At 45.1% G+C, this 24,856-nt stretch carries 22 protein-coding genes; 8 read left to right on the top strand and 14 right to left on the bottom strand.

Translation table 11 applies throughout. The features are described from left to right. Window positions 1-129 precede the first annotated feature (129 nt). Window positions 130-1,071 carry a metal-dependent hydrolase gene (locus IEV39_RS11505; protein WP_005227431.1) on the top strand — a complete coding sequence of 314 codons (942 nt, stop codon included), beginning with the start codon at window positions 130-132 and terminating at the stop codon, window positions 1,069-1,071. A gap of 56 nt (window positions 1,072-1,127) precedes the next feature. Here IEV39_RS11505 and IEV39_RS11500 read toward each other — a convergent pair whose 3' ends face one another. Together IEV39_RS11500 and IEV39_RS11495 are read right to left on the bottom strand one after the other, a co-directional pair. Then, window positions 1,128-2,369: a dicarboxylate/amino acid:cation symporter gene (locus IEV39_RS11500; RefSeq protein WP_005282969.1), complete on the bottom strand. Its 1,242-nt coding sequence runs from the start codon at window positions 2,367-2,369 to the stop codon at window positions 1,128-1,130. A 130-nt stretch (window positions 2,370-2,499) separates the two neighbouring features. Beyond that, window positions 2,500-3,372, bottom strand: coding sequence for an acyl-CoA thioesterase (locus tag IEV39_RS11495; RefSeq protein ID WP_005282967.1), 873 nt, complete (start codon window positions 3,370-3,372; stop codon window positions 2,500-2,502). 277 nt (window positions 3,373-3,649) lie between these two features. Between IEV39_RS11495 and plsB the strand changes: the two genes are divergently transcribed. After that, on the top strand, window positions 3,650-6,196 hold the full coding sequence (gene plsB / locus IEV39_RS11490) for a glycerol-3-phosphate 1-O-acyltransferase PlsB (protein WP_005282965.1): 2,547 nt from the start codon (window positions 3,650-3,652) through the stop codon (window positions 6,194-6,196). A gap of 41 nt (window positions 6,197-6,237) precedes the next feature. Here plsB and IEV39_RS11485 read toward each other — a convergent pair whose 3' ends face one another. Continuing rightward, window positions 6,238-7,218: a putative solute-binding protein gene (locus IEV39_RS11485; RefSeq protein WP_005282962.1), complete on the bottom strand. Its 981-nt coding sequence runs from the start codon at window positions 7,216-7,218 to the stop codon at window positions 6,238-6,240. A 126-nt stretch (window positions 7,219-7,344) separates the two neighbouring features. Next, a complete protein-coding gene (locus IEV39_RS11480; RefSeq protein WP_005282960.1) occupies window positions 7,345-8,163 on the bottom strand; it encodes an NAD-dependent epimerase/dehydratase family protein in 819 nt (272 codons plus the stop codon). A gap of 18 nt (window positions 8,164-8,181) precedes the next feature. Here IEV39_RS11480 and recG point away from each other — a divergent pair, with 18 nt between their 5' ends. Then, on the top strand, window positions 8,182-10,227 hold the full coding sequence (recG, locus tag IEV39_RS11475) for an ATP-dependent DNA helicase RecG (protein WP_005282957.1): 2,046 nt from the start codon (window positions 8,182-8,184) through the stop codon (window positions 10,225-10,227). Further along, on the top strand, window positions 10,220-10,903 hold the full coding sequence (locus tag IEV39_RS11470; RefSeq protein WP_005282953.1) for a ComF family protein: 684 nt from the start codon (window positions 10,220-10,222) through the stop codon (window positions 10,901-10,903). The genes recG and IEV39_RS11470 overlap by 8 nt, the downstream gene beginning before the upstream one ends. Here IEV39_RS11470 and IEV39_RS11465 read toward each other — a convergent pair. Next, window positions 10,857-11,252, bottom strand: coding sequence for an NUDIX hydrolase (locus tag IEV39_RS11465; RefSeq protein WP_005282949.1), 396 nt, complete (start codon window positions 11,250-11,252; stop codon window positions 10,857-10,859). The genes IEV39_RS11470 and IEV39_RS11465 overlap by 47 nt on opposite strands. Window positions 11,253-11,262: 10 nt before the next feature. Next, window positions 11,263-11,847 (bottom strand): LOG family protein, encoded by a 585-nt coding sequence (locus tag IEV39_RS11460; RefSeq protein WP_005282946.1) that lies wholly within the window; start codon window positions 11,845-11,847, stop codon window positions 11,263-11,265. A 172-nt stretch (window positions 11,848-12,019) separates the two neighbouring features. On the opposite strand from IEV39_RS11460, the gene IEV39_RS11455 reads away from it, so the two are divergent. Then, window positions 12,020-13,036: a CorA family divalent cation transporter gene (locus IEV39_RS11455; RefSeq protein WP_005227453.1), complete on the top strand. Its 1,017-nt coding sequence runs from the start codon at window positions 12,020-12,022 to the stop codon at window positions 13,034-13,036. A 46-nt stretch (window positions 13,037-13,082) separates the two neighbouring features. Here IEV39_RS11455 and IEV39_RS11450 read toward each other — a convergent pair whose 3' ends face one another. The 8 genes from IEV39_RS11450 to dxs all read right to left on the bottom strand — a co-directional run bounded on the left by IEV39_RS11450 (window position 13,083) and on the right by dxs (window position 22,314). Further along, on the bottom strand, window positions 13,083-13,370 hold the full coding sequence (locus IEV39_RS11450; RefSeq protein ID WP_005227455.1) for an STAS domain-containing protein: 288 nt from the start codon (window positions 13,368-13,370) through the stop codon (window positions 13,083-13,085). 11 nt (window positions 13,371-13,381) lie between these two features. After that, entirely contained in the window at window positions 13,382-14,014 is a 633-nt protein-coding gene (locus IEV39_RS11445) for an MlaC/ttg2D family ABC transporter substrate-binding protein (RefSeq protein ID WP_005227457.1), read from the bottom strand. A 19-nt stretch (window positions 14,015-14,033) separates the two neighbouring features. After that, on the bottom strand, window positions 14,034-14,708 hold the full coding sequence (mlaD, locus tag IEV39_RS11440; protein ID WP_005282943.1) for an outer membrane lipid asymmetry maintenance protein MlaD: 675 nt from the start codon (window positions 14,706-14,708) through the stop codon (window positions 14,034-14,036). Continuing rightward, window positions 14,708-15,487: a lipid asymmetry maintenance ABC transporter permease subunit MlaE gene (gene mlaE / locus IEV39_RS11435; protein WP_005227460.1), complete on the bottom strand. Its 780-nt coding sequence runs from the start codon at window positions 15,485-15,487 to the stop codon at window positions 14,708-14,710. The genes mlaD and mlaE overlap by 1 nt, the downstream gene beginning before the upstream one ends. Beyond that, window positions 15,484-16,302, bottom strand: a complete 819-nt coding sequence (locus IEV39_RS11430; protein WP_005227462.1) for an ABC transporter ATP-binding protein — start codon at window positions 16,300-16,302, stop codon at window positions 15,484-15,486. The genes mlaE and IEV39_RS11430 overlap by 4 nt, the downstream gene beginning before the upstream one ends. A gap of 418 nt (window positions 16,303-16,720) precedes the next feature. Further along, window positions 16,721-18,607, bottom strand: coding sequence for a DEAD/DEAH box helicase (locus tag IEV39_RS11425; RefSeq protein ID WP_005227464.1), 1,887 nt, complete (start codon window positions 18,605-18,607; stop codon window positions 16,721-16,723). 847 nt (window positions 18,608-19,454) lie between these two features. Next, the gene (locus IEV39_RS11420; protein ID WP_005227466.1) at window positions 19,455-20,285 is read right to left on the bottom strand and encodes an inositol monophosphatase family protein; all 831 of its coding nucleotides are present in this window, start codon (window positions 20,283-20,285) and stop codon (window positions 19,455-19,457) included. A 133-nt stretch (window positions 20,286-20,418) separates the two neighbouring features. Next, window positions 20,419-22,314, bottom strand: coding sequence for a 1-deoxy-D-xylulose-5-phosphate synthase (dxs, locus tag IEV39_RS11415; RefSeq protein WP_005282936.1), 1,896 nt, complete (start codon window positions 22,312-22,314; stop codon window positions 20,419-20,421). A 304-nt stretch (window positions 22,315-22,618) separates the two neighbouring features. Between dxs and ribA the strand changes: the two genes are divergently transcribed. The 3 genes from ribA (at window position 22,619) to hemF (ending at window position 24,811) form a co-directional block, all read left to right on the top strand. After that, entirely contained in the window at window positions 22,619-23,221 is a 603-nt protein-coding gene (gene ribA, locus IEV39_RS11410; protein ID WP_005282934.1) for a GTP cyclohydrolase II, read from the top strand. Window positions 23,222-23,262: 41 nt separating this feature from the next. Beyond that, on the top strand, window positions 23,263-23,748 hold the full coding sequence (locus IEV39_RS11405) for a DUF4844 domain-containing protein (RefSeq protein WP_005282932.1): 486 nt from the start codon (window positions 23,263-23,265) through the stop codon (window positions 23,746-23,748). 121 nt (window positions 23,749-23,869) lie between these two features. Next, the gene (hemF, locus tag IEV39_RS11400; protein ID WP_005282929.1) at window positions 23,870-24,811 is read left to right on the top strand and encodes an oxygen-dependent coproporphyrinogen oxidase; all 942 of its coding nucleotides are present in this window, start codon (window positions 23,870-23,872) and stop codon (window positions 24,809-24,811) included. The last annotated feature ends 45 nt before the right edge of the window (window positions 24,812-24,856 follow it).

Below are 24,856 nucleotides of genomic sequence, written 5' to 3'. Positions count from 1 at the left end.
ATGCATTTTATGCAACTTGATGCATTAAATAATTTTTAATTGTCCCGTATTGCTAATCACAAACACTAGGCAGTTTTCATATACTGCTTAGTGTTGGTTCATTGCACTATCGATTAGGACTAAACAACAATGAAATTACTATCATTTGTGAAGAGCAAACTTGGTTCTTCGATTGACTATAAAATCCTCCCGCGCAAAGTCAAATTTGATTGGGAAAATACACCAGTGGACTGGATTCCAAACCAGCCATTTGCCAGCTATTTTATTAATGAAATTAACAACATTTTACCTGCTGGTGAGTTCTGGTTTTGTCGTTTATATAACAAAGTCCTGCCTGAAATTACCGATGAAAAACTAAAACAGGATGTGCAGGCGTTTATTCGTCAAGAAGCCATGCATGCTGTGGCCCATACCTCTGCCAACAAGGAATATCTCAGCCAGCGCAATATCGATATTCAGCGTAATCTCGACATTATGGACTTCTTATTTACCAAAGCTTTGGCAGATAAACCTTTCGGCAAAGAAATCCCGAAAGCGCTGGATCATCAATGGGATCTGTTCCGTCTCGGTGTGATTGCCACCGTTGAGCACATGACCTGTGTACTCGGTAAATATGCGCTTTACAACAAACGCTGGGAAGAACTGGGCGCCGATCCTGAAATGCTTGACCTGATCAAATGGCATGGGTCGGAAGAAATCGAACACCGTACGGTAGCTTTTGATCTTTACCGTCATTTAGGTGGGGGCTATCTCGCACGTTACTACCTGAGTGTTGCAGTCATTGCGGGTGTCTTAGGACTCTGGGTTGACGGCGCAGCCCATATCATGAGCCAAGACCCACGTTTTGCTGATAAAAAACCAAGTGTGTTCAAGCCATGGATCTGGATTGAATGGTCCAAGATAGCATTAAAAGATTCTAAAATCTTACCCGGCCCTGCATGGTTGGTGGCACAACAGCTTGACTATTTGATGCCGTGGTACGACCCTGTTAAGGAAGGCAATACTCAAGATGCCGTGAATTACTTAAACAATTCACCAGCCGCAAAACGTGCTTTACAACAAGCCGCTTAAAGCTTAAAACATAAAAAAGCAGGAATAATCTCCTGCTTTTTTTATTCCAATTCAGTTTAGCTTGCCTCAGCTTCTGCCTGTTTGGCATAGCGATCCACCACCACACTGATCATCATGTCACCCTGTACATTTACTACGGTACGTACAGTATCGAGCACACGGTCAATCGGTAATAAGATGGCAATCGCTTCCGCAGGTAAGCCTACCGATTGCAGCACCATAATCATGGTCACCATACCCGCACTTGGAATTCCCGGCGCCCCCAATGATGCAATCATGGCGGTTAAACAGACAATAATTTGCTGCGTCAGACTGAGATCCAGACCCATTAAATTGGCAATAAATAAAGCCGCAGCAGCTTCATAGAGCGCCGTACCATCCATATTTAACTGCGTCCCAAGCGGGATGACAAAACCTGCCGTTTGTGGTCGGACCCCCAGGTTTTCTTGCGCACACTTCATGCTCAGAGGCATGGTGGCAGAACTGGAACTGGTGGCAAAGGCGGTGACCAGGGCGGTTCTCGCCCCTCTGAAAAAGGTGATCGGATTCATGCGCCCAAAAATCCACAGTAAGGCAGGTAATACCACCACACCGTGGAAAATGGTGGTTCCCGTCACCACCGCCGCAAACTCGACCAAACGGCTCAGTACCGACAGATCCTCGGTCGCAATCAACTTCGCCAAGAGTGCAAAAATACCAATTGGTGCCAGCTTCATTACCCAGCCGACCAGCATCATCATAATGTCAAAAAATTGCTGGCTGATGTTGCGGACCAAAGTAAAACGTTCCCCGCCCTTGACCAAAGCCACACCCAGAAACAGGGCAAACACCACCACGGCCAGCACATTGCCTTCACTAAAGGCCTTAAATGGATTAATCAAGGTATTTTGAATAAAAGTAGTAAAGAAACTAGATGGCGTTAAGGTATCAGGAGTCTGATGACTATCCATGGCAGCCTGAAACAGCTGGATATCCACGCCTTTACCGACATCGAATAAATGCGCACAACTGATTCCTAAAATCAAAGCTAAAGTCGTCGTGGTTAAACAGCTCAATGCGGTAATTTTCCAGACCCGACCGAATTGACCGCCCGCCTGCAAATTAGAAACACCCACCACAATCGAACTAAAGATCAGTGGAATCAGTAGCATTTTCAACAAGCCGATAAAAATGCTACTCAACACCCCTAGGCCATATAGACTGTAGTCAACAAATGCCGTTTGCGGATAAGCAATCAGCAGAAAACCAAAGGCTACACCGAGCACGGCGGCAATTAAAATTTGTGTATTTAGATTCATTGTGAATGGATAAAATCTTTTAACTTAGCCGTACTATGGCATGCTCATGTTGAAGAATCGAGCAATTTTTTGTCACATCTTTATGATAAAAAAAGCCATCAGAATGATGGCCTTAATGTGGATTTATTTTTTACTGGGTTTCGATTTCTCTGAGCCGAATCAAACCTTCCTGGACTGTACTACAGACCAGTTGACCATTTTGCCACATCCGCCCAAAGTTCAGACCACGCGAACTGGCACTCACGGTTGCTTCCATCTCATAGAGCATCCATTCGTCAGCCCGGAGCGGACGGTGGAAATAAATGGTGTGATCGATACTGGCACATTGCAGATTCGGCGAAATCCAGGATAAACCATGCGGACGTAACGCCGTGGTCATCAGGGTAAAGTCAGAATAGAACGCGACAATGGCCTGATGTAAGGAAATTTCATCCAGATCTTGCGGAATCGTGCCATGAGTCCGGATGTAATGCGCATAAAACGGCGCTTCGGGCTGCGGCTGAAACGGATTGATCAGCTGGGTTGGACGAATCTCGACATGGCGTTCACGCATAAAGCTGGCACGCACATTTTCAGGCACAAAATTAATCAGGCTTTCCTTCAGCTCATTTTCAGACTTTAAGCTCTCAGGCAACGGGTATTCTGGCTCTTTGTGCTGATAGTTCAGCCCCTCTTCGGGATTGGCAAAAGAGACCATCGCAGAAAAAATAATACGTCCATGCTGAATAGCCCGAACCTGCCGACTGGCAAAACTCTTACCATCGCGAAGTGGATCAACTTCGTAGATAATCGGCGCATTCACATCGCCGCCATAGAGGAAATAAGCATGCAGGGAGTGGGCTGGACGATCTGTGGTATATGACGCTGCTCTCAAGGCTTGTCCAAGAACCTGTCCACCGAATACTCGTTTGCCAACCAGATTGCGGCTATTGCCTCGGAAAATATGCTCTTCCAGCTTTTCCAGAGTCAAAAGTTCAACCAGTTCTTGAGTTAACGCATTCATGTAATATTCTTCCAACATCAATGAGGAGAGATCAACCAATCCTTTCAGGGTTGATCATTGTGATTGTGCCACAAATTCAGATAACAATGCTCAGGATAAAATGATTCATCCGTCACGTTAATCGTATTTATAACTGCTAAAAATACGATTTTTAACGATAAAATCTACCAAATACGCTATATTCTGTCAGAAAATAACATACCGTTTTATGTCAGAATACCGCAGAATGTCGTGTTCTTCATGAATCGATGCCAGGATTATGATTTAGGAGTTTGTAATGTCCAAGACTGGATTTGGTCAAATGTATCGCCAACTTTCGAGTAAGTTACTTGACCTGGTGGTCACCCCACATGTTCTTGGTGAAGTTCCTACAGAATCCACCACAGCCGAGCAACAGACAACAGAATCAAATAAGCTAGTCTGCTATGTTTTACAGAATTATTCGCGTAGTAACGCCTTGGTGGTCGATGGAGAAACCCGTCGCCTCAATTTAAAACCCGCGCTAGACCCTTTGAGTTTTGGATCGTATCAAGAAAAAAACTCCGTCCTGTTCTTACATCATAACGAAAATAATTTCTTTAATACCCAAACCTTCCCTCCTCGCCTATTACAACTGGTTGAAGCACTGGAACAGCACCCTGAAGTGGATATTCAGCTGGTGCCTGTAACCGTACTTTGGGGACGTTCACCAGATAAAGAAGATTCCTGGTTCAAACTCTTATTCTCTGATACCTGGGCAACCCCAGGTACCGTCAAGCAGTTAATGAATATTGGCCTACATGGCCGCCAGTCTTATTTAGAGTTTCATGAGCCGCAATCGTTGCGTGAACTGGTTGACTATGCCAAGAGCAATCACCCGAATGTTTCACCCGCTACCTATATTGCCAGCTCATTAGATACTTACCTCGATCAACAACGTGAAGTGGTGCTCGGCCCCGATTTATCGGATCGTCGTAACGTTATGCAATCGGTGATCAAATCTCCTGAAGTACAAGATGCGATTCGTCGTGAAAGCATCCAGCATAAAATCAGCATGCTTGAGGCAGAACGTCGTGCCATCGGTTATGTCAATGAGATCGTTTCGGATTATTCTGCCTCGGCAGTCCGTTTTGCCGATATGGCCCTGACCCGTTTATGGACACAGCTCTATGACGGCGTTGAAGTACATAACTTCAGTACGGTCCGTGAACTAGCAAAAGACTATGAAATCGTTTACACCCCGTGTCACCGCAGCCATATCGATTATTTATTATTGTCATACGTGATTTATAAACGTGGCTTGATGATTCCCTATATCGCAGCCGGTGATAACCTGAATCTACCATTTGTCGGTCAGTTATTACGTGGGGGCGGTGCCTTCTTTATTCGCCGTTCTTTCCGCGGCAATGCGCTTTACACCTCTGTATTTAAAGAATATTTATACAGTATCTTATCGCGCAACACCCCAATCGAATACTTCATTGAAGGTGGCCGTTCACGTACAGGGCGTTTACTCCCGCCAAAAACCGGTATGCTGGCAATGACCATTCAAGGGCATTTACGCGGCCCGGCCAAACCGATCGTATTCGTACCAACCTATATCGGTTATGAGCGTCTGATGGAAGGCTCAACCTATGTCGGTGAAATGCAAGGTAAACCGAAAGAAGCCGAATCCATTTTTGGTATTGTTAAAACCTTACGCAAAATTGAACGTATCTTCGGTAAAGTGCATGTGAATTTCGGCGAACCGGTATTCCTGAATGACATCCTGAAACAGAATAATGTAGAACAAAACCCGACTGACGTACCAAGCTCGACCGAGATTTCAACCGTGGTTGCAGACTCAGCGCATCTGATTCTGGAAAATATCAACCGCGCTGTCGTGATTAATCCGGTTTCATTGCTCTCGTTAATTTTATTGGCGACACCGAAACACACCTTAGATGAAGAGATCTGTGCCAAACAACTCGACATCTATCGTGATCTGGCCACCCAGCAACCTTATGATGAACGCACTCAAGTGACCTCATTATCAGGTAAAGAAATCGTTGCCTATGGTCTCAAGCTGAAGCTGATCAAACGTGTACAACACGTGCTGGGCGATATTATTGCGATTGAAGATAATCAGGCCGTGTTGCTGACTTACTTCCGTAATAATATTTTGCATGCCTTTGTGTTACCGTCATTGGTCGCATCTCTGGTTGAGCACAACGGAAAAATTCACAAGAATGATTTAAGTAACGTGATTCGCACCTTATATCCATTCTTGAAAGCTGAACTGTTTATGAAGTGGCAAGCAAGCGACTTGCAGCAGCAGATTGATAGCTATATCGATGCTTTGGTGAAGATTGGCCTGATTTTCCAGGATCACGATGGCAATCTGTTTAGCCCAACACCAAACAGTGAAGAACATCAGAAACTGGTGACTTTGGCAATGCCAGTCAAACAGAGCCTAGAACGTTACTACATGACGCTAGCCCTGATTACCCAACGCGGTTCAGGCAATATCTCGACCAAGCAGGTTGAAGAGCTAAGCCATTTATTGGGTCAGCGACTGTCTGTGCTGTATGAGTTCAACTCGCCAGAGTTCTTCGATAAAGCATTATTCCAGAGCTTTATTAAAGTGCTGACCCAGCAAAATTATATTCGTAACAATGAACAAGGCTTCATTGAATATGATGACAACTTCAGCGAAATGGCTGCAGGTGCCCAACTGGTACTGGATGAAACCACCTTGCAAATGTTGCAGCACATCACCACTTTTAGCGATGAAGAACTGGCTGAAGCATTGGAAGCCGTGGCGTCACAACAAGCCAAACGTCGTTTAAAACGTAAGAAAGCATAAGCATAAAAAAAGGCAACTTCGGTTGCCTTTTCCCTACACTGTTAACGGCGGCATGCCAGATATTTAGGATCATCCTGACAGCGCAAGCGGTTAATCAGCTCGACAAAGTAGCCATCGTAATACTCAGCATCGACATAACGTTTACTGATTTTAGCCACTAACGCATCATATCCCTGCTTTTCATAGCCCGAGATATCTGCCCAGTAATAAGCGGGTAAATGGTTTTCCCACTGGATCGCCTGCGCGGCTAATACATTACTGTTATTCACAAACCAGTCGCGTATCTGATGACCGAATCCGGCCGGATAAGCTTGTGGCCGGATGACCACATTCATTGCAAAATAAGCTACAGGAAAATTCACCACCTGCGTCGTCTCACCAAATTCCTTTTTAAGATTATAAGGCAGTATGCCATAGGCAGGCGCTGCCAGAATGTCGATCTTTTTATGCTTGAATGAATCCACTGCATTGGAAAAATCAACATATAGCGGTTTGGCACCAACACTTTGCACCAGTGCCAGTTGCGGCGGATTATCTGCCAGGATTCCAATAGTTTTATTGCGTAATTGTGAAACCTTATTGATCTGTTGTGTGTTCATGATCATATAAACCGTTCCAATCGGAATCATGCCCAACACTTCATAATCCTTTGCCACCATACGCTTTTCGACATTGGAATGATTCAGCAGTTGCAGAAAAGCCCGGGCCACCCGATTATTCGGAATGAGTCCAATTCCCCCGGTGGTGCCCATAAAACGATTGTAGCGATAGGTATTGAAATTCGAAGCGACCAGACCAGAACATTGCTTTTGCTCAAATGAGCGTATTGCATCCTTTTCATTCTTAAAGATTTTCAGTTTTAATTGCACCTGATTTTTTAAGGCATAGGCCCGCACATCTTGTAAACGGCGACTAATATCGCCTTGCGTGCTTAAAGGATCAAATACACACCAGCTTTGCTCTGCTGCCCAGCCCGTTGTCGTCATCAATCCAAGCAGGCTCATGCAGATTATTTTTTTCATGTTTCACCTTTTATGCCTTGCAGCAAACCCCGTGCTTAATTCAGGCAGTTCCTTTGCGGAATCTGTTGGTATTTTAAGTTCAAAATCCATACCAACTCTTTAAGCTTTCTTTACAGTGTAATCGAATTATTTTTCATTACTATGGACAGATAAGGCCGCAGCGTAGTCATTAAAGCAAATCAAATGGTCAAATTTAAATCCGGTCTTTGGCAAGCGGGTGGCATAAATTTGCTTGCCGCTCGGTCGGTCCGAAAGCAACTTTAAAGGCGCTAAATGCAATTGCTGTTGAAACCATAATAGAATTTCATGCATCGGAAGCGGTCGATTATTGGTGACGATATAGCTCTGTTCAACTTGAACCAAATTCACCAGTAATGCTAAAAACCTAGCCAGATCATCAATATGAATCCGGTTGCTATAATGAACAGTGGGATAAGTCGTGCTTTGCTCAGCCAGTTTTTTCAGTCGGGCAATTGAAGTGCCATAGATACCCGTAGGGCGAACAATGATACTGTGTTGTGGGTAATACTGCTGCCACAGCAACTCCATACTTCGCAATAGCTCACCTTGTGGATCAGCAGGATGGATCTCGCTCTCGTCATCAATGCGTTGCCCTGCATTTTCGCCATAGACGCGCGTGGAAGACACGATCACGATACGTTGCACCGGATGGGCTTTTAAGGCCTGAGCAATCGGCTCCACGCTATCGACATAGGTCTGCTGATAAGCCTCAATCCCACTTTCAGAAGGCGCCAGAATGATATACACCACCTCTACAGGCGCTAGCCCGGTCAAATCAAGTTGATGAATGTCCTGAATATAATGGGTCGCGTAACAATCTGTTTTTGCACTGCGACTTATTGTGCTAATGTGGTGTCCTTGCTCAAATAAGTGTTTAGCGACACGCTGAGATGTTTTACCATAACCAATAAATAAAATATGCATACACACCTTTGACCAGAGATGACATCAGTTCAGCAATTACAAGGCGTTGGTGCTGCCGCAGCGACCCTCTTAGAAAAGCTTCATATTTTTAGCACGGATGATTTGTTATTCCATCTTCCCCGTGACTATGAAGATCGTAGCACTATTATTCCAATGAATCAGCTGGTCGTTGGACGAAGTTACTTGCTTGAAGGTGAAGTCCGCTCTGTTGACTTTCCACCCGGAAAAAAGAAATCTCTTGCTGCATTGGTCCAGGACGATTTCGGCAAGGTCACCTTACGCTTCTATCATATTTATAAAGGTCTTACGGACCGTATCAAAATGGGGCAACGGCTGCGCATTTTTGGTGAGGTGCGCGTTGGTGCACGTGGGCTGGAACTGTATCATCCTGAAATTCAGGTGATCCAGCAACATACGGCCCTGCCCAAGACCCAGCTGACCGCGATTTATCCCAGTACCGAAGGCCTGACCCAGCCCAAATTACGTGAGTATGTCCGTCAGGCACTCACCCATCACAGTGATGACCTACCCGAATTATTACCCAGTAAATATAGCAATGGCTATGAGCTGAAAGAGGCGTTGCATTACATTCATGAGCCGCCTACCGATGCCAACATGTTGCAGCTCAATCAAGGCTCACATCCGGCACAGCAACGGCTGATTTTTGAAGAACTGGTGGCGCATCAAATCAGTTTACTCACACGCCGTGCCTATATCCGTCAGATTTCAGCACCACGCTTTAGTAGCAGCAAAGTACTGGCCAAGACATTATTAGAAGGGCTGCCTTTCCAGATGACCAATGCGCAAAAACGCGTTTCTAAGGAAATCTTGCAAGATCTTAAACAAGATCAACCGATGTTACGTCTGGTGCAAGGCGATGTCGGTGCTGGCAAGACACTGGTGGCCGCAATCGCTGCCTGTCATGCGCTGGAAGCGGACTGGCAGGTGGCACTGATGGCACCGACCGAGATTTTGGCTGAACAGCATTATTTAAACTTTAAACGCTGGTTTGAGCCTTTAGGCATTCAGGTGGCTTGGCTGTCGGGTAAACAAAAAGGCAAAGCCAGAACACAGGCAGAGCAACAAATTAAAGAAGGTCATGCCCAGTTGATCGTGGGTACCCATGCGCTGTTTCAGGATACGGTCGGTTTTTCCAAGCTCGGCTTGGTGATTATCGATGAACAGCACCGTTTCGGGGTTGATCAACGCCTCGCCTTGCGCAATAAAGGCGCGGACCAGTTCACTCCGCACCAACTGGTCATGACAGCAACCCCGATTCCCCGCACCCTCGCCATGAGTGCCTATGGAGATTTAGATACTTCGATTATTGATGAGCTGCCACCCGGTCGTACCCCGATCCAGACCGTCACCATTCCCCTAGAACGGCGGGAACAGGTCTTGCAACGCATTGCCAGCAATTGTCGTGAAGGTAAACAGGCTTACTGGGTCTGTACCTTGGTGGAGCAATCGGAAACACTGGATGCTCAAGCGGCGGAAGCAACCTACCAAGAGATTAAAGAACGCTTCCCAGACATCAACATCGGGCTGGTACATGGCAAGATGAAAGCCGATGAAAAGCAGGCTGTGATGCAAGCTTTTAAGGACAATCAATCGCAACTATTGATTGCCACCACGGTGATTGAAGTGGGGGTTGATGTCCCCAATGCCTCGATTATGGTGATTGAAAATGCAGAACGTTTAGGCCTGTCTCAACTGCATCAGCTACGTGGCCGTGTCGGTCGTGGCGCCACCGCCAGTTTTTGTGCCTTACTCTATAAAACCCCGTTATCACAAAATGGGCAGGAACGGCTTTCTATTTTACGGGAAAGTAATGATGGCTTTGTGATTGCGGAAAAAGATCTGGAAATTCGTGGCCCCGGTGAATTACTCGGGACCAAGCAAACTGGTGATATGGGCTTTCGTGTGGCTCGTCTAGAACGCGATGACCACCTGCTGACTCAGGCACATTATGTCGCAGAGCAAATCTTGAAAGATTATCCGCAACATGCAGAAGGTCTACTGAAACGCTGGTTACCCGAAGCACCAAGATATGCCTATGTTTAAATTATTGGGCAGATCAGCACAGCAGCTATTTGATTATTTTACCCCATGTAGCATGTGTGATATTGGCATGAAACGGCACTTCGGTGTCTGTCAAAGCTGCTGGCAACAATTGCCCTGGCTCAAGCAAACCATTGAACGCAGTCAACAGCAAATCATGGTGGCCTGCCATTATCAGTATCCGATTGACCGGATTATCCAACAGTTTAAATATGAGCAGAAACTGCATCATCAACGTCTATTAAATGGCTTGCTATTGCAACCCAGACTGCCCAAAGTACATGCCATTGTGCCCATGCCTATTTCAACAGATCGTCTGGTCGAGCGTGGTTTTAACCAGAGCCTGCTCTTGGCGCAAGCCTTAAGTGAGCACTTGAACATTCCCGTCTGGCAACCGGTCCAGCGCTTGGCCCAGCATTCTCAAAAAGGATTAAGCCGCCTGGAGCGGCTGGAAAATATTGAACAGCAATTTGTTGCTGCTGCACCGAACCAGATTCGCTATCGCAAGGTCCTCATTGTCGATGATGTGGTCACCACAGGCAGTTCGATTACTGCATTATCTCAGGTGCTGCAACAACTGGGCTGCCAACAGGTCTATAGTCTGTGTCTGGCAGCCGCACAGCATCAGGAAATTAATTCAAATGCTGCTGCTGACACCACGGAATCACCACTTCTTTAGTCAGTGGCGCCAGTACCGTTGACTGGTCATCCAGATCGATCCATTTCATCTCTGCAATCTCAGCCGCGATTTGTGGCTGCTGTTTTAACTCAACCGCATATACATAGCTGATCAAGGCATGATCAGGTTCATTGGCTGCTGCTGTTTTAAATTCACCGACAAACTCTTTAAGCTCACACTCACAGCCGATTTCTTCCAGAATCTCACGCTGAATTGTCACCTCAGGTGCTTCATCCAGCTCAAGCTTACCGCCGACCTGCATAAAGGCATGGGTATTTTGCTTACGCACCAACAGCAATTGATTGTGCTCGTTCAAGATAATGGCAGCAGCAACAGTAATGGTTTTCACAATCGTATCCTCAGGCCTGAATTTCAGTGCTAGATAGCCACTTCGGTGCCGCAGGTTGATAAGCCGCAAATGCAGCCAGAACCTCTTCAATCTGCTCGGCCACAATCAGCTTATCCACAAAACGTGCTTGGGTAAAACCACTGTCAACCGAGGCTTGCAGCATTTTCAACAAATCGGTATAGAAACCATTCACATTTAAAAAAGCACAAGGCTTTTGATGGATACCCAACTGACTCCAGGTCCATTGCTCAAAGATTTCTTCGAGTGTGCCTGCACCGCCGGGCAAAGCCACAAATGCATCAGATAGCTCAGCCATTTTGGTCTTGCGCTCATGCATATTGTTGACCCGATACAATTCGGTTAAACCGGTATGGGCCAGCTCTCGATCCACCAAGGCATGGGGAATCACACCAACCACACGGCCGCCCGCCTGTAGCGCACTATCAGCCACCACCCCCATCAGCCCCGAACGTCCACCGCCATAGACCAGCGTTTTGCCTTGTGCGGCAATCACCTGCCCGGTTAACTGGGCCATTTGCTTGAAAATAGGATCATTCCCGAGAGAGGAACCACAGAAAACACATATAGAATTCATACAATTAAAACCGTTTTATAGAACTGTCATGCTGATAAAGTAGGCTATGTAACAAGATTTTTTAAAAAATAACGTTTAGGCAAGTGTTTTTCGTTTCATCCTTGTCTAAAATACACCCTGCTTTTCGGAAAAACACCGGAAACTTTACCTCGACTGCGCAAGGAAAAAAGACATGCTTGAAGCCTTTTATGCCACTGAGCGCGGTAGTCTAGAAGATGCAACAATCAATGGCAGTTTCGACCTTCATCCTGAACTGGTCTGGATCGATCTCATCGCCCCATCCCAAGAAGAACAACAATGGATTCTGGATGCATATGAGCGAAACCTACCTACCTTAAAGTCACTTGAAGATATTTCCTCATCAGCACGATTCTACCGTGATGATGACGGAATTTTGCATATCAGCACCTATTTTTTAACAAAGAATAAAAATTTTCAATCGGATCGTGAACAAGAAGATCTCGAGAATACACTCGCCGCTACCGTCCACACCGTTGCGTTTCTACTGGATAAAACGCAACTGATCACGCTACGTGGCGAAAAACTGGTGGCCTTCCGAGCCTTTCGCGCCCGGGCAAGACGCAATGATTACAGCATCGATTATAAAGATCCGGTGTGGATTTTATTAGGCTTGCTGGAATCTAAACTGGATGAGCTTTCAGATATTCTGGAAGATACGCATAAGTATCTGGAAGAATATTCAGCCGAGGTGTTAAACGATCACCATCGTGAACAGATCCTTGATCTGGATGACATGATCACACGGCTCGCGCATCAGGAAGACATGTTAGGGAAAGCTCAGCTCTGTCTGACCGACCTGCGCCGAGTTCTGTCTTTCCTTTCGCGGCCACGTGCCTTAGGCAGCCATATTTATGACCCCGATATTCGGGAGATGAGTGAGGATGTGCGTTCTTTACTGGAGCACAATACCTTCCTGTTTCAAAAACTAAAATTCTTACTGGATATTACCACCGGTTTTGCCAATACCGAGATGAATGAGACCTTCAAACGCTTCTCTATTCTTCCAAGCATGCTGGCACCTCCAATGCTGGTGGCCAGTATTTATGGCATGAATACCGAAGTATTACCGTTTTCACATGGCAGTACCAGTTTCTGGATCGTGATCACGCTGGTGTTAACCTTCCTGATTGGTCCGACCATCTACTTCCGCTGGAAGAAATGGATCTAATAAAAAAAGCACCTGACGGTGCTTTTTTTATTGCGACAAGTGATCTTTAAATTAATTTCAGATCATCCTGCAAATGACAGGCCTGAATGATTTTCAGCATTTTTTCAGTCACATTCTTGAAATGCAGCCCTTTACTGTCTGGTGTCTGACGCAACCATTGCACCAGTACCGCTAACGATAAAGTATTGCCCTGTTCAAGCTGGCCCAGATCAACAACCAGAGGAAAATTCTTATGCTGTTGAATATGCTTTAAGCCAGCTTGATAGATCTGCTCTGCATTTGCAAAATTAATCGTTTTGGAAACGACCAATTGCTGATCAATATACTGAATCACCCGTCACCTACTTATTTTTTGCTAACTGCAGCATCTGCATCTGGTTTAAAGGTCGCAATCGCTTTATTAATATCGCCACCGTTACGTTGCACCGTTGCAGCGAACTGGTTACGGAACTGCAAGCCCAAATCGATACCAGACACATTGATGTTACGTACTTTCCACTGGTCGCCCTTGTCGGTTAACTGGAACGACACCGGAATTTTCTCGCCATTGTGCAAGAAGTCCAAAGTCACCACAGGGGTTTTGCTGTTGGTCGATTTAAACGGACGCATGGTATAGCTTTCATTGGTGTATTTTGCGAAAGCACCACCATAGTTCTCGATAATCACTTCACGGAAGTTCTTCTCGAACTGTGCGCGTTGCGCAGCATTGGTATATTGGTTATTGGCATAAGTACCTAACACAATACGGGTAAACGCTTGAGAATCCACATACGGGTCAAGGTTTTGACGAATAATGCTTTTCACCAGTGCCGGATTATTCTGCAACTTAGCATGATCCGCTTTTAGACGCGTAATTAAGCCATCAGCCACACGTTTAACAAAGTCAGGCGGGGTTTCAGTTGGTGCCGCAAATGCCGCACTTGCAAGCATTGTCGATAATACGCTTGCGGTTAGCGTTTGTTTCAATAATGTATTCACTTCAATCTCCTAACCTGAATTACTCAACAAAAGAAGGTTCTGCTTCAGCAGCAGGCTGTGAAGCTGGACTTTCTGACGCTGTTGAGCTTGATGTGGCTTTACCAGCACCACCGGTAATAAATTTACTGATCAAATCTTCTAAATCCATGGTGCCCTGGGTATTTGAAACCACGTCACCCCGTTTGAGGTAGTTCACACCACCACCCGGAACAACCTTCAAATATTTCTCACCCAATAGACCATTGGTTGCTACCATTATATAAGCATCTTCATCGAGTGTGGTGATGGAGGTCATGTTACTGGTAAGTTGCTGTTCCATTTCTTTTTGTTTCGCAGCATTCGCTTGCTCATAGTCAGAACTATAGCGTAACTCTTCCAGCGCATTGTTCTGCACCTCTTTGAGCTGCTCCGGATTAAAGCTGGTCAGCTTACCATCCAGATCAAATTTAACGGTGGCCAGACGGGAAACCGGATCAAGCGTAATTGATTCAACACGACCAATGGTTACACCACTCATGGTCACTTTGGCACGTGGCTTCAAGCCATTCACATTGTCAAACTGTGCTGTCATGCTGTAGCTGTCGCGCAGATTAGTACCCACCAAGCCACTGACCTTCATCGCCAGAAAAAATAGAGCGACACCGAAGATAATGACAAAAATACCTACGGCCAGCTCACTAGTACGTGATTTCATTAAATCCCTCCGAACATGACCGCAGTCAACACGAAATCAAAACCTAATACACAAAGTGAAGAATATACGACCGTTCTGGTCATTGAAGTCGCGATACCTTCTGGGGTTGGTTCACAGGCATAGCCCTGATATACCGCCACCCATGTACAAATCAAAGCAAAGACAATGCTTTTAATAATGGTGCCATTAAAAATGTCATGCCAGAACTGGACGCTGCTTTGCATACCACTCCAGAACGAACCTTCATCAGCACCTAAAAAATCCACACCAACCAGCTTGCCGCCAATAATACCAATGCTCGCAAAAATGACCGTGAGCATTGGCAAACTGACAATACCGGCCCATAGACGAGGAGCCACGATCTGACGCAGTGGATCAACACCGATCATTTCCATGCTGGCAAGCTGTTCACTCTGTTTCATGGAACCAATTTCAGCGGTTAAGGCCGAGCCTGCACGCCCTGCAAACAATAAGGCAGCAACGACAGAAGCAAGTTCTCGCAGCAAGGTCAGTGAAATTGCAGTACCCAGCATTGCTTCACTGCCAAAAGTGACCAGAATGCTATACATCTGCAAGCCCAGCACGGCACCAATGAACAAACCGGAAACCGCAATAATCAGCAGGGACATCACCCCGACACGATACATCTGGTAAACAAAGCGCCGAAAACCACCTTTTGATGGCATGGAAAATAAAACTTGCAAGAGCATCAATGCGGCAGCACCGATGCCTTTTATTCGCTCAATAACGAGTCTACCTAGCCAGGCAATCGCATTCATGGACGAACCTCGTTATCTAAATATGCTTGATGAGTAAATTGATATTCCACAGGTCCCTCAGCCGAACCTGTTAAAAACTGACGGACAAAAGGTGAAGCATGGTTTTTTAATTGTTCTGGTGAACCTTCACCCTGAATTTTACCTTCTGCAACCACATAAATATAATCCGCAATCGATAAGGTCTCAGCCACATCATGCGATACGATAATCGTGGTCAGATCCAAAGCATCGCGCAAGGAACGGATCAGACGGGTCAATACGCCCATTACAATCGGGTCTTGGCCTGCAAATGGCTCATCATACATGATCAGCTCAGGATCCAGTGCAATCGCTCGCGCCAAGGCAACACGACGGTTCATACCACCGGAAAGCTCGGTTGGCATCAACTGTTCAGCACCACGCAATCCAACCGATTCCAGTTTTAATGCCACCAGTTCTGCAATCAGATGTTCTGGCAATTTGGTATGTGCGCGGATTGGAAATGCGACATTCTCATATACCGACATGTCGGTGAATAATGCACCACTCTGGAATAACATGCCCATACGCGCGCGCGCAGCGAACAACTCATGACGTGACATGGTGGCAATATTTTTACCATCCAGTAGCACTTCGCCGTGATCTGGGCTTAACTGTCCACCAATCAGACGCAACAAAGTGGTTTTACCGGTACCGGACGGTCCCATAATGGCAGTAATCTGACCACGACGAATCTTAAGGCTGATATCGTCATAAATGACGCGCTCTCCCCGATTAAAGCTTAAGTTTTTAACTTCAATTAAGGCTTCACGATCAAGAGGAGATGGATTATTCATAATGGCATTCTTTCCTGCACTTTTTATGCACGCATACTATACACTGAAACACTAAACGCTTGTTTCCATTTTGATAAACCATGTATCAAGAGTATTTAATTTATGTAGTTATTCTTGGGAACTATTTGGCTGGTGGTTGGATGAGAATTAACATTAAATGATTCCGTATTAATCATATCAAACAACGCATAAGCAAAAAACAAACCGTTACACAGCATTAAAATGACGAATAGGCATGGCAGCCCTTCACTACACATGAAAGACCAAGCTTGACTCAAAAGGCTTTTATTTTGCTTCACCTTATTCATTTCTTATATAAAGTTTGAATTAGTACACATTTTTATAATTTTACATGACTAAACCGAAATAAAAAAGCCAGTTTTTCAACTGGCTTCTTCATTCTATCGGTTTTTAACGATTAAAAATCGTTTTTGCGACGACGGTCGCCACCGAAAGTTTCTTCACGTGAACCGCGTACTGGACGCTCATCGCTACCAAACTTACGCTTTGGACGGTCATCACCACCGAAGCTGCGTTTTGGACGGTCATCACCGAAGCTACGCTTTGGACGATCACCGAAACCGCCTTCACGCTGTGGACGATCGCCAAAATCACGTTTAGGACGGTCACCGAAGCTACCTTCACGACGCGGTTTGTAATCTACACGGTTACCACGGTTGTCATCATTTGAGTCAAAACGCGGTTTATCGTTGAAACCACCTTCACGACGTGGGCGATCAGAATTGAACTCGCGACGTGGACGGTCTTCACCACCAAAGCTACGTTTTGGACGATCATCAAAACCGCCTTCACGACGTGGACGATCTGAATTAAATTCGCGACGTGGACGGTCTTCAAAACCACCTTCACGGCGTGGACGATCTGAATTGAACTCGCGACGTGGACGGTCAGAGTTGAATTCACGACGTGGACGATCTTCGCCACCAAAAGATGGACGCTCACCACGTGGTTTGTCATCGAAGCTACGACGTGGACGATCATCACCGCCTTCACGACGTTTGAAGTTACCTTCACCTTCAAAACGACGGCCACCGCCAAAACCACCGCGACCACGACCGCCGCCATCACGACCACCGCGACCACGACCGCCACCGTCACGACCTGAACGTGCAGGAGGTGGAGATGGTTCTAAACCTTCGATTTCAGATACATTTAAACGTGCATCTAAATAATCTTCCAAAGCACGGATTTTGCCACGCTCACGGTAAGTTGCCAAAGTCACGGCTTGACCGGTACGACCCGCACGACCTGTACGACCAATACGGTGTACATAGTCTTCATTTTTCATCGGTAAACCGAAGTTAATGACGTGTGAAATGGTTGGTACGTCTAAACCACGCGCCGCAACATCGGTTGCAACCAGGATTTTTGCACGACCTTCACGAATGCTACGTAAACGACGGTTACGAACGGTTTGTGGCATCGCACCATGGAGTGCAACAACAGAATGACCCGCTTCAGCCAGTTCTTCAGCAAGCATATCGGTATCTTCTTGCGTGCTTGCGAATACAACCGCTTGATCTACAGACTCATCAGATAACCAGTGAGTCAATAATTTTTTCTTGTGTTCAAAGCCATCAGTCCAATGTAATGTTTGAGTTACATCAGTGTTAGTGCTGTGACCAGTTTCAATCGCAATACGTTGCGGATCATTCATCATGCGTTCAGCAAGACGGATAATACGATCAGCAAAAGTTGCAGAGAACATTAATGTTTGATTACGGTTTGCAGCCAATTCACCAATTGCTTCTAAATCTTCAGAGAAGCCAAGATCAAGCATACGGTCTGCTTCATCAACAATTAATGATTCAACTTTATCAAGTTTGATTTGACGACGGTTTACAAGGTCAAGTAAACGACCTGGAGTCGCAACGACAACTTGTGCACCTTTAAGCTGCTGGATTTGCTTACCGAAAGGCATACCACCCATAATTGCAGCAATACGAACACCTTTCATGTGACGTACAAATGCAATCGCGTCTTGGCTTACCTGTTGAGCCAATTCACGCGTAGGAGAAATAACTAAAATCGTAGGTTGAGTGACTGCTTTCATGCGCTCTTTGAATGGCACAAAAGTATCTTCACCCGCTAAAGCGTTTAATGTAGGAAGTAAAAATGCTGCTGTTTTACCAGAACCGGTCTGGCTTGAAACTAATAAATCTTTACCTTCTAATGCAGCTGGAATCGCTTGTTCTTGCACAGGAGTTGGTGTCGTAAAACCTAAACCTTCTAGGGCTTGTTGTAAGGTTTCGTGCAAAGAAAATTCGGCAAAAGTTTTGCTCATAGAGAGTTTCACCCTTGTGGGTGCTCCATTTTAATAAATACAAAAAATAGACATCGGCAACAAGCGGCAAAGCGACTCAAGCTGAAAATATATGAAATTCAGCGGCGATCCGAATAACGACGATGTGGACTAAACGCACGCTTGATTACTGCCTCAACCTGAAGAATCGCTAAGCGATTTGGGCGCAAGATGTGGTCCTCTCTATGGACAGCGTGCGCTAATATGAATAGAACTGAATGTTCAGGTAATGAACTGGAATTTAAGTGCGTGGGCGGATTATAGCAGAAACTTTAAGAAAGTCACGTTTTTTTAGAAAATACTGGGTCTGGCGATCACAAATAAGCGATACACTTCTAATAAATGTACAATTATTCTGTGTGACAACAACAGATTACTTTAAATAAAACATGGAAAATAAACTACAAAATAATTTTATGCTGATCAGATTATTACTGGGTTTATGGTTATTCGGGTGTTTGAATATTATTTATCATGGACAGCAGGAAAATCCCTACCCCTTTATTCATGATGCTGGATACGTCTTTGAGTATCCGATTAAAGGAGTCATTTTAACCTGTGTTCTTTTTTCAATTTATTTTATTGCCCGGGGCTTCTCAACCTTTCTGAAACTGGATACAACCTATCCCATCCTCACCTATACAGCCTACAGCTGCATCGTGATTGGACAATTCCTGATTGCCCTTTTCGGATCAATGCATGCTCCACCGTATTGGGCTGCCTATTTAATCAATACCGTTATTTTACTTTTATCTCAGCTATTTATTATTCCCGTTCTATTACACAAAAAAAAGAGTAGCTAGATGCTACTCTTTTTTTAATCTACAAATTATTTTGCAGCATCGCCCCAAGCTGGAACAACGTTTTGCATCAATGGCTTTAACATCTTCAATGAACATGCAAGCACCTGACCATTGTCAAATGATTCATTGCCACCACGCGCATCAACAACAACACCGCCCGCTTCTTTCACGATTAATTCGCCCGCAGCGATATCCCACGGTTTTAAGCCAAGCTCAAAGAAACCATCAAAACGACCTGCAGCAACATAGGCCAAGTCTAAAGCAGCTGAACCACCACGACGGATTTGCGCGCCAGATTTAGTCACTGCCAATAATGAAGCAAAATGTTGCTCGGCATAAGAAACGATTTCACCATTACGCTTGGCACGGTACGGATGACCGACTGCAAGGAAAGTATTTTCAAGGTTTTCTTTAACATTGACACGGATACGGCGTTGGTTCATCACTGCACCACGACCGCGGCTTGCAGAGAACAACTCATCACGTACTGGATCATAGATCACACCGTGTTGAGTCACACCTTTATGTTGTACTGCGATAGAAATACAGAAATGCGGGAAACCGTTGATAAAGTTTTGTGTACCATCTAAAGGATCAATCACCCAGCACCAGTCTGCATCGTGACCTTTACCTTCTTGCATACCAAACTCTTCACCAAGGAAGCTGTGGTTTTTATAGCTTTTGCGAAGTGTATCAATTGTAAGTTGTTCCAAGTAACGATCAACACGTGTTACCGGACCATCAATGCCTTTTTCTTCAACTTGTAAATCGAGTTTATGACGATTTTGATGTGCCTTTAAAAGCTCTTGACCAACTGTTTGAGCCGCACGCGCAGCCATAACCACCATAGGTTCCATTGAACACCCACTACAAATTTGAAGATTTTGACAAAGAATAATGCATAAAAGCGCGTATATTCTAGCAAATATAAGCGCTTTTAGGGGAAAAATGTTGCGAAAAATTATTTTCGCTTTTACATCAACTTAGAAACTAGAACCAGGCTTGCTCAATGGACGCCAAGATCCCTTGAGCATCTAGACCACAATCTTGTAGCATTTGCTGATGCGTGGCTTGGTGTAAGAATGTATCGGGCAAACCCAGATTCAGGATCGGTTTGACAATCTTGGCATGTGCCATGAATTCATTCACCGCACTGCCTGCGCCCGCCATCACGGCATGTTCCTCAACCGTTACAAATAGTTGAGTGGTCGCTGCCAGGTCACGAATCATTTGCTCGTCCAGTGGCTTCACAAAACGCATATTCACAACCCGCACACTAATCGCATGTTTCTGTGCAAACTGTTCTGCCGCTTCAACCGATGGTGCAACCCGACTACCAAAGGCCAGAATACTGATGTGCTGCTCAGCATCAACATTAAATTCAGCCACGATTTCCGACTTACCAATTGGCAAAGCCGTCATCTGTTGTTGAATTTCAACACCCGTGCCTGCGCCACGCGGATAACGGACTGCTGTCGGCCCTTCATAGAGGTAGGCGGTATGTAACATCTGACGACATTCATTTTCGTCTTTCGGCGCCATAATCACCATGTTAGGCACAGTACGCATATAGGCGTAATCGTAAGCACCCGCATGGGTTGGGCCATCTTCACCGACCAAACCTGCACGATCGATTCCAAAAGTGACATCCAGATTTTGCAAGGCCACATCATGGATCAACTGGTCGTAACCACGTTGCAAGAAGGTTGAATAAATCGCGACAACCGGTTTTAACCCTTCACACGCCATACCCGCAGCTAAAGTCACTGCATGTTGTTCCGCAATCGCCACATCAAAGAAACGTTCAGGATATTGCTGTGCAAATTTCACCATACCCGAGCCTTCACACATTGCCGGTGTAATAGCGAGCAGACGCTGATCTTGAGCGGCTTCATCACATAACCATTGTCCAAATACATCGGAGTACTTAGGTGGTGATTTTTTTACTGGTGCTGCTGCGGCTGGCGCAATTTTAGTAATGGCATGATAGGTAATCGGATCGGCTTCCGCTGGCGCAAAACCTTTCCCTTTTTTGGTATAAATATGAACCAGACGTGGGCCTTTACGCTTTTTCAGCGCATGGAACACTTGCGCCAGTTGCTCCACATCATGCCCGTCAAATGGTCCGAAATAATCAAAACCAATTGCTTTAAATAAATTATCAGCGGCATCGGTCGCTGATTGATGTAACCGTGAATTATAAGTCCACTTAGGATGCGGCTGAACATAGGCTTCACCCTGTTCATTCACATTAATCAACTGCCCTGTTTCCCAGATTGCAGCCAGATGTTTGGCAAAACCACCAGTACTGCATGAGATCGACATATCGTTATCATTTAATACCACGATCAAGTCGGCATCATGCGCAACGGCATCATTCATGGCTTCAAATGCCATGCCTGCGGTCATTGCCCCATCACCTACGATTGCAACAACATCACATGGATCTTTTTGATAACGGCGCGCCAACGCCATACCCAGCCCTGCTGAAATGGCAGTCGAAGAATGGCCTACACCAAAGGTGTCAAATTCAGATTCATCACGTGCAGGGAACGCAGCCAAACCATTTTTACTACGGATGGTCGCGATACGATCACGACGCCCCGTCAGCACCTTATGCGGATAAGCCTGATGTCCGACATCCCAGATCAGACGATCATCTGGGGTATTAAAGCTATAGTGCAAGGCTACGGTCAGTTCGACCACACCTAGATTTGCACCAAAGTGTCCGCCACTCTGCCCAGCTGCATACAAAATATATTGACGTAACTCATCCGCCACTTGAACGAGTTGGCTTTGCTCGAGCTGACGTAATTGTTGTGGATGATCAATTCCATCTAACAATGGCGTAACAGGGCGTTGAGTTGGAATTTCGGTATACAACATAATGTGGCAAAGCCTTTTTAAGCCTGGCAAGTCCGAAGCTGGGTTAAATGGGGGCAATCATACAATTAAATATGATCTACCTTCAATCAGCCACACGTGCGAATGATGTAGTGCTGAACATTCTTCTACAATTTTTAAAGAATGACCCGTAGATTATCCTGAATTATGTCACTGTTTATCAACCATTATTGTGTGCTTTGTATGAAAAAGAAAAACTTATATAAAAAATCAGAAATTCCGGTTCGCGCAATCTTCACACATTAAGCTATACTCAGACAGTTTTTATGATCATAGTGAGTTCTCTGTGCCGATTGAATTTATTGCAACATCAAAGCTGCCGACTGCCTTTGGTGACTTCAATATTTCCGTGTTTCAAGATCCGGAAACGGGTGAGGAACATGTGGCGCTTTCTAAAGGGCTAGAAACTGCTCCAGATAAGCCAGTGCTTGTGCGTATCCATTCTGAATGCCTGACGGGTGATGCTTTCGCTTCGCTTAAATGCGATTGCGGACCGCAGCTACAAGCTACCCAACGCCTGATTAATGAAGCGGGCCAAGGTGTCATTTTATATTTGCGTCAGGAAGGACGTGGTATTGGCTTGACCAACAAGATCCGCGCCTATGCCTTACAGGATCAAGGTCATGATACGGTTGATGCGAACCTGTTATTAAACCTGCCTGCCGATGCGCGTCGCTACGATATGTGCAGTATCATGCTGGATCACCTTCAAATCAAAGAAGTGAAACTGGTGACCAATAATCCCCTCAAACTCAAAGCGTTGACTGACCTGGGGATTAATGTGGTTGAACGTGTTCCGCTTACGGTGGGTCGTAATCCCTTCAATGAACAATATTTAAAGACCAAACGTGAACGTATGGATCATCTCTATAAAAAAGATGATTTCTGACTTTAGAGTTATCTTTTGTTGAGAGAAGAGAATTTATCAAAATGAAATTATTCAGTATTTTCTTAGCCACAGCTGTTCTACTACTCTGTGGCTGTACTCAAGCAGAAGAGAATAAAGCTCATCCATCAAACGCTGGAATTATCAATCAATTGAATCAGTTCCAGCAACAAGATCATTTTTTAACGGATGGCTATCTATATTCTGGCGTTCAAGATCCCCAATTAAAAAAGTTATTGAATAAAAAGGTAGCTGAAACTGCTGAAGCGTATATCCAACTCTATCAGCACTCTGCTCAACCAAGTAAACAGCAACGGCTAAAAATACTTTCGGACGGCATCCATCAAATTGATCCCGATTCACTCGGTACCGATGATAGAGAGCAGGTTGCTGGTACATTTGAACATTTTTTAGATATAACTGGCTTGGAAAGTTCTGAAGGTATTTTAAATACTTGGCTATACAATGAAGAAATTAATGAGCTTATTGAAAAGAACCGTTCCAAAGGCCAAAGTAAAAACCAAGATTAACAGAACATGATTTTTTCACCCTAAATCATGCATATTTCATATAGATTCAAAAATCCCTTACTTTTTTTATGGATTTATGTTTTGATATCAGTAATTCCTAGATCTTATCAAGAGGATCATCATGCAGCATCCAACTTCAGCTGATATTCAACGTGTTCGCGAGTTTTTACTCGATCTACAGGCACGCATTTGTGCAGGACTAGAGCAACAGGAACGTGCAGGCGGTGGAACCGCTGAGTTTATCATTGATGATTGGCAACGAACTGAAGGCGGTGGCGGTCGCTCTCGTGTTTTGCAAAATGGTGAAGTCATTGAAAAAGGTGGGGTCATGTTCTCCCACATCAACATTAGTAAACTCCCCGCCTCTGCGACAGAACGTCATCCACAAATTGCGGGTGCTAAGGCACAAGCCTTAGGCGTATCCTTAGTCATTCACCCAAAAAATCCAAATATCCCAACCTCTCACGCAAATGTTCGCCTATTTGTCGCTGAGCCTGAAGGTCAGGATCCAGTGTGGTGGTTTGGTGGCGGTTTTGACTTAACCCCATTCTATCCAGATGATGAGGATGTGCTAAATTGGCATCAAAAAGCTTATGATCTGTGCCAGCCTTTTGGTGAACAGGTCTATGCGGAACATAAGCAATGGTGTGATGATTATTTCTATTTAAAACATCGTGATGAACAGCGTGGTGTCGGTGGTTTATTCTTTGATGATTTGAACCAGTGGGATTTTGAGACCTGTTTTAAATATATGCAGGCCGTTGGTAATGGTTACTTAGACGCGATCTTGCCGATTTTTGAAAAGCATCGTGAACAGCCTTATACCGAAGCACAGCGTGAGTTCCAGTTATATCGTCGTGGCCGTTATGTCGAATATAACTTGGTCTATGACCGTGGTACCTTGTTTGGCCTACAGACAGGTGGTCGGATTGAATCAATCCTGGTGAGCTTGCCTAATCTGGCGGGCTGGTCATATCGACCTGAATGGGATGCAGATTCAGCAGAGAAGCGTCTCACCGATTATTATCTAAAACCAAGAGACTGGTTAGGTCTAAATCAATAAATGAAAAAACTCATCCCTGAACTATATGTCAGGGATGAGTTTTTT

Origin of the sequence: Acinetobacter courvalinii (assembly GCF_014635545.1) — a bacterium.
GTDB classification, from domain to species: Bacteria; Pseudomonadota; Gammaproteobacteria; order Pseudomonadales; family Moraxellaceae; genus Acinetobacter; species Acinetobacter courvalinii.
The sequence above is the reverse complement of the archived record's forward strand: the minus strand, read 5'-3'. Positions and strand labels throughout refer to the sequence as shown.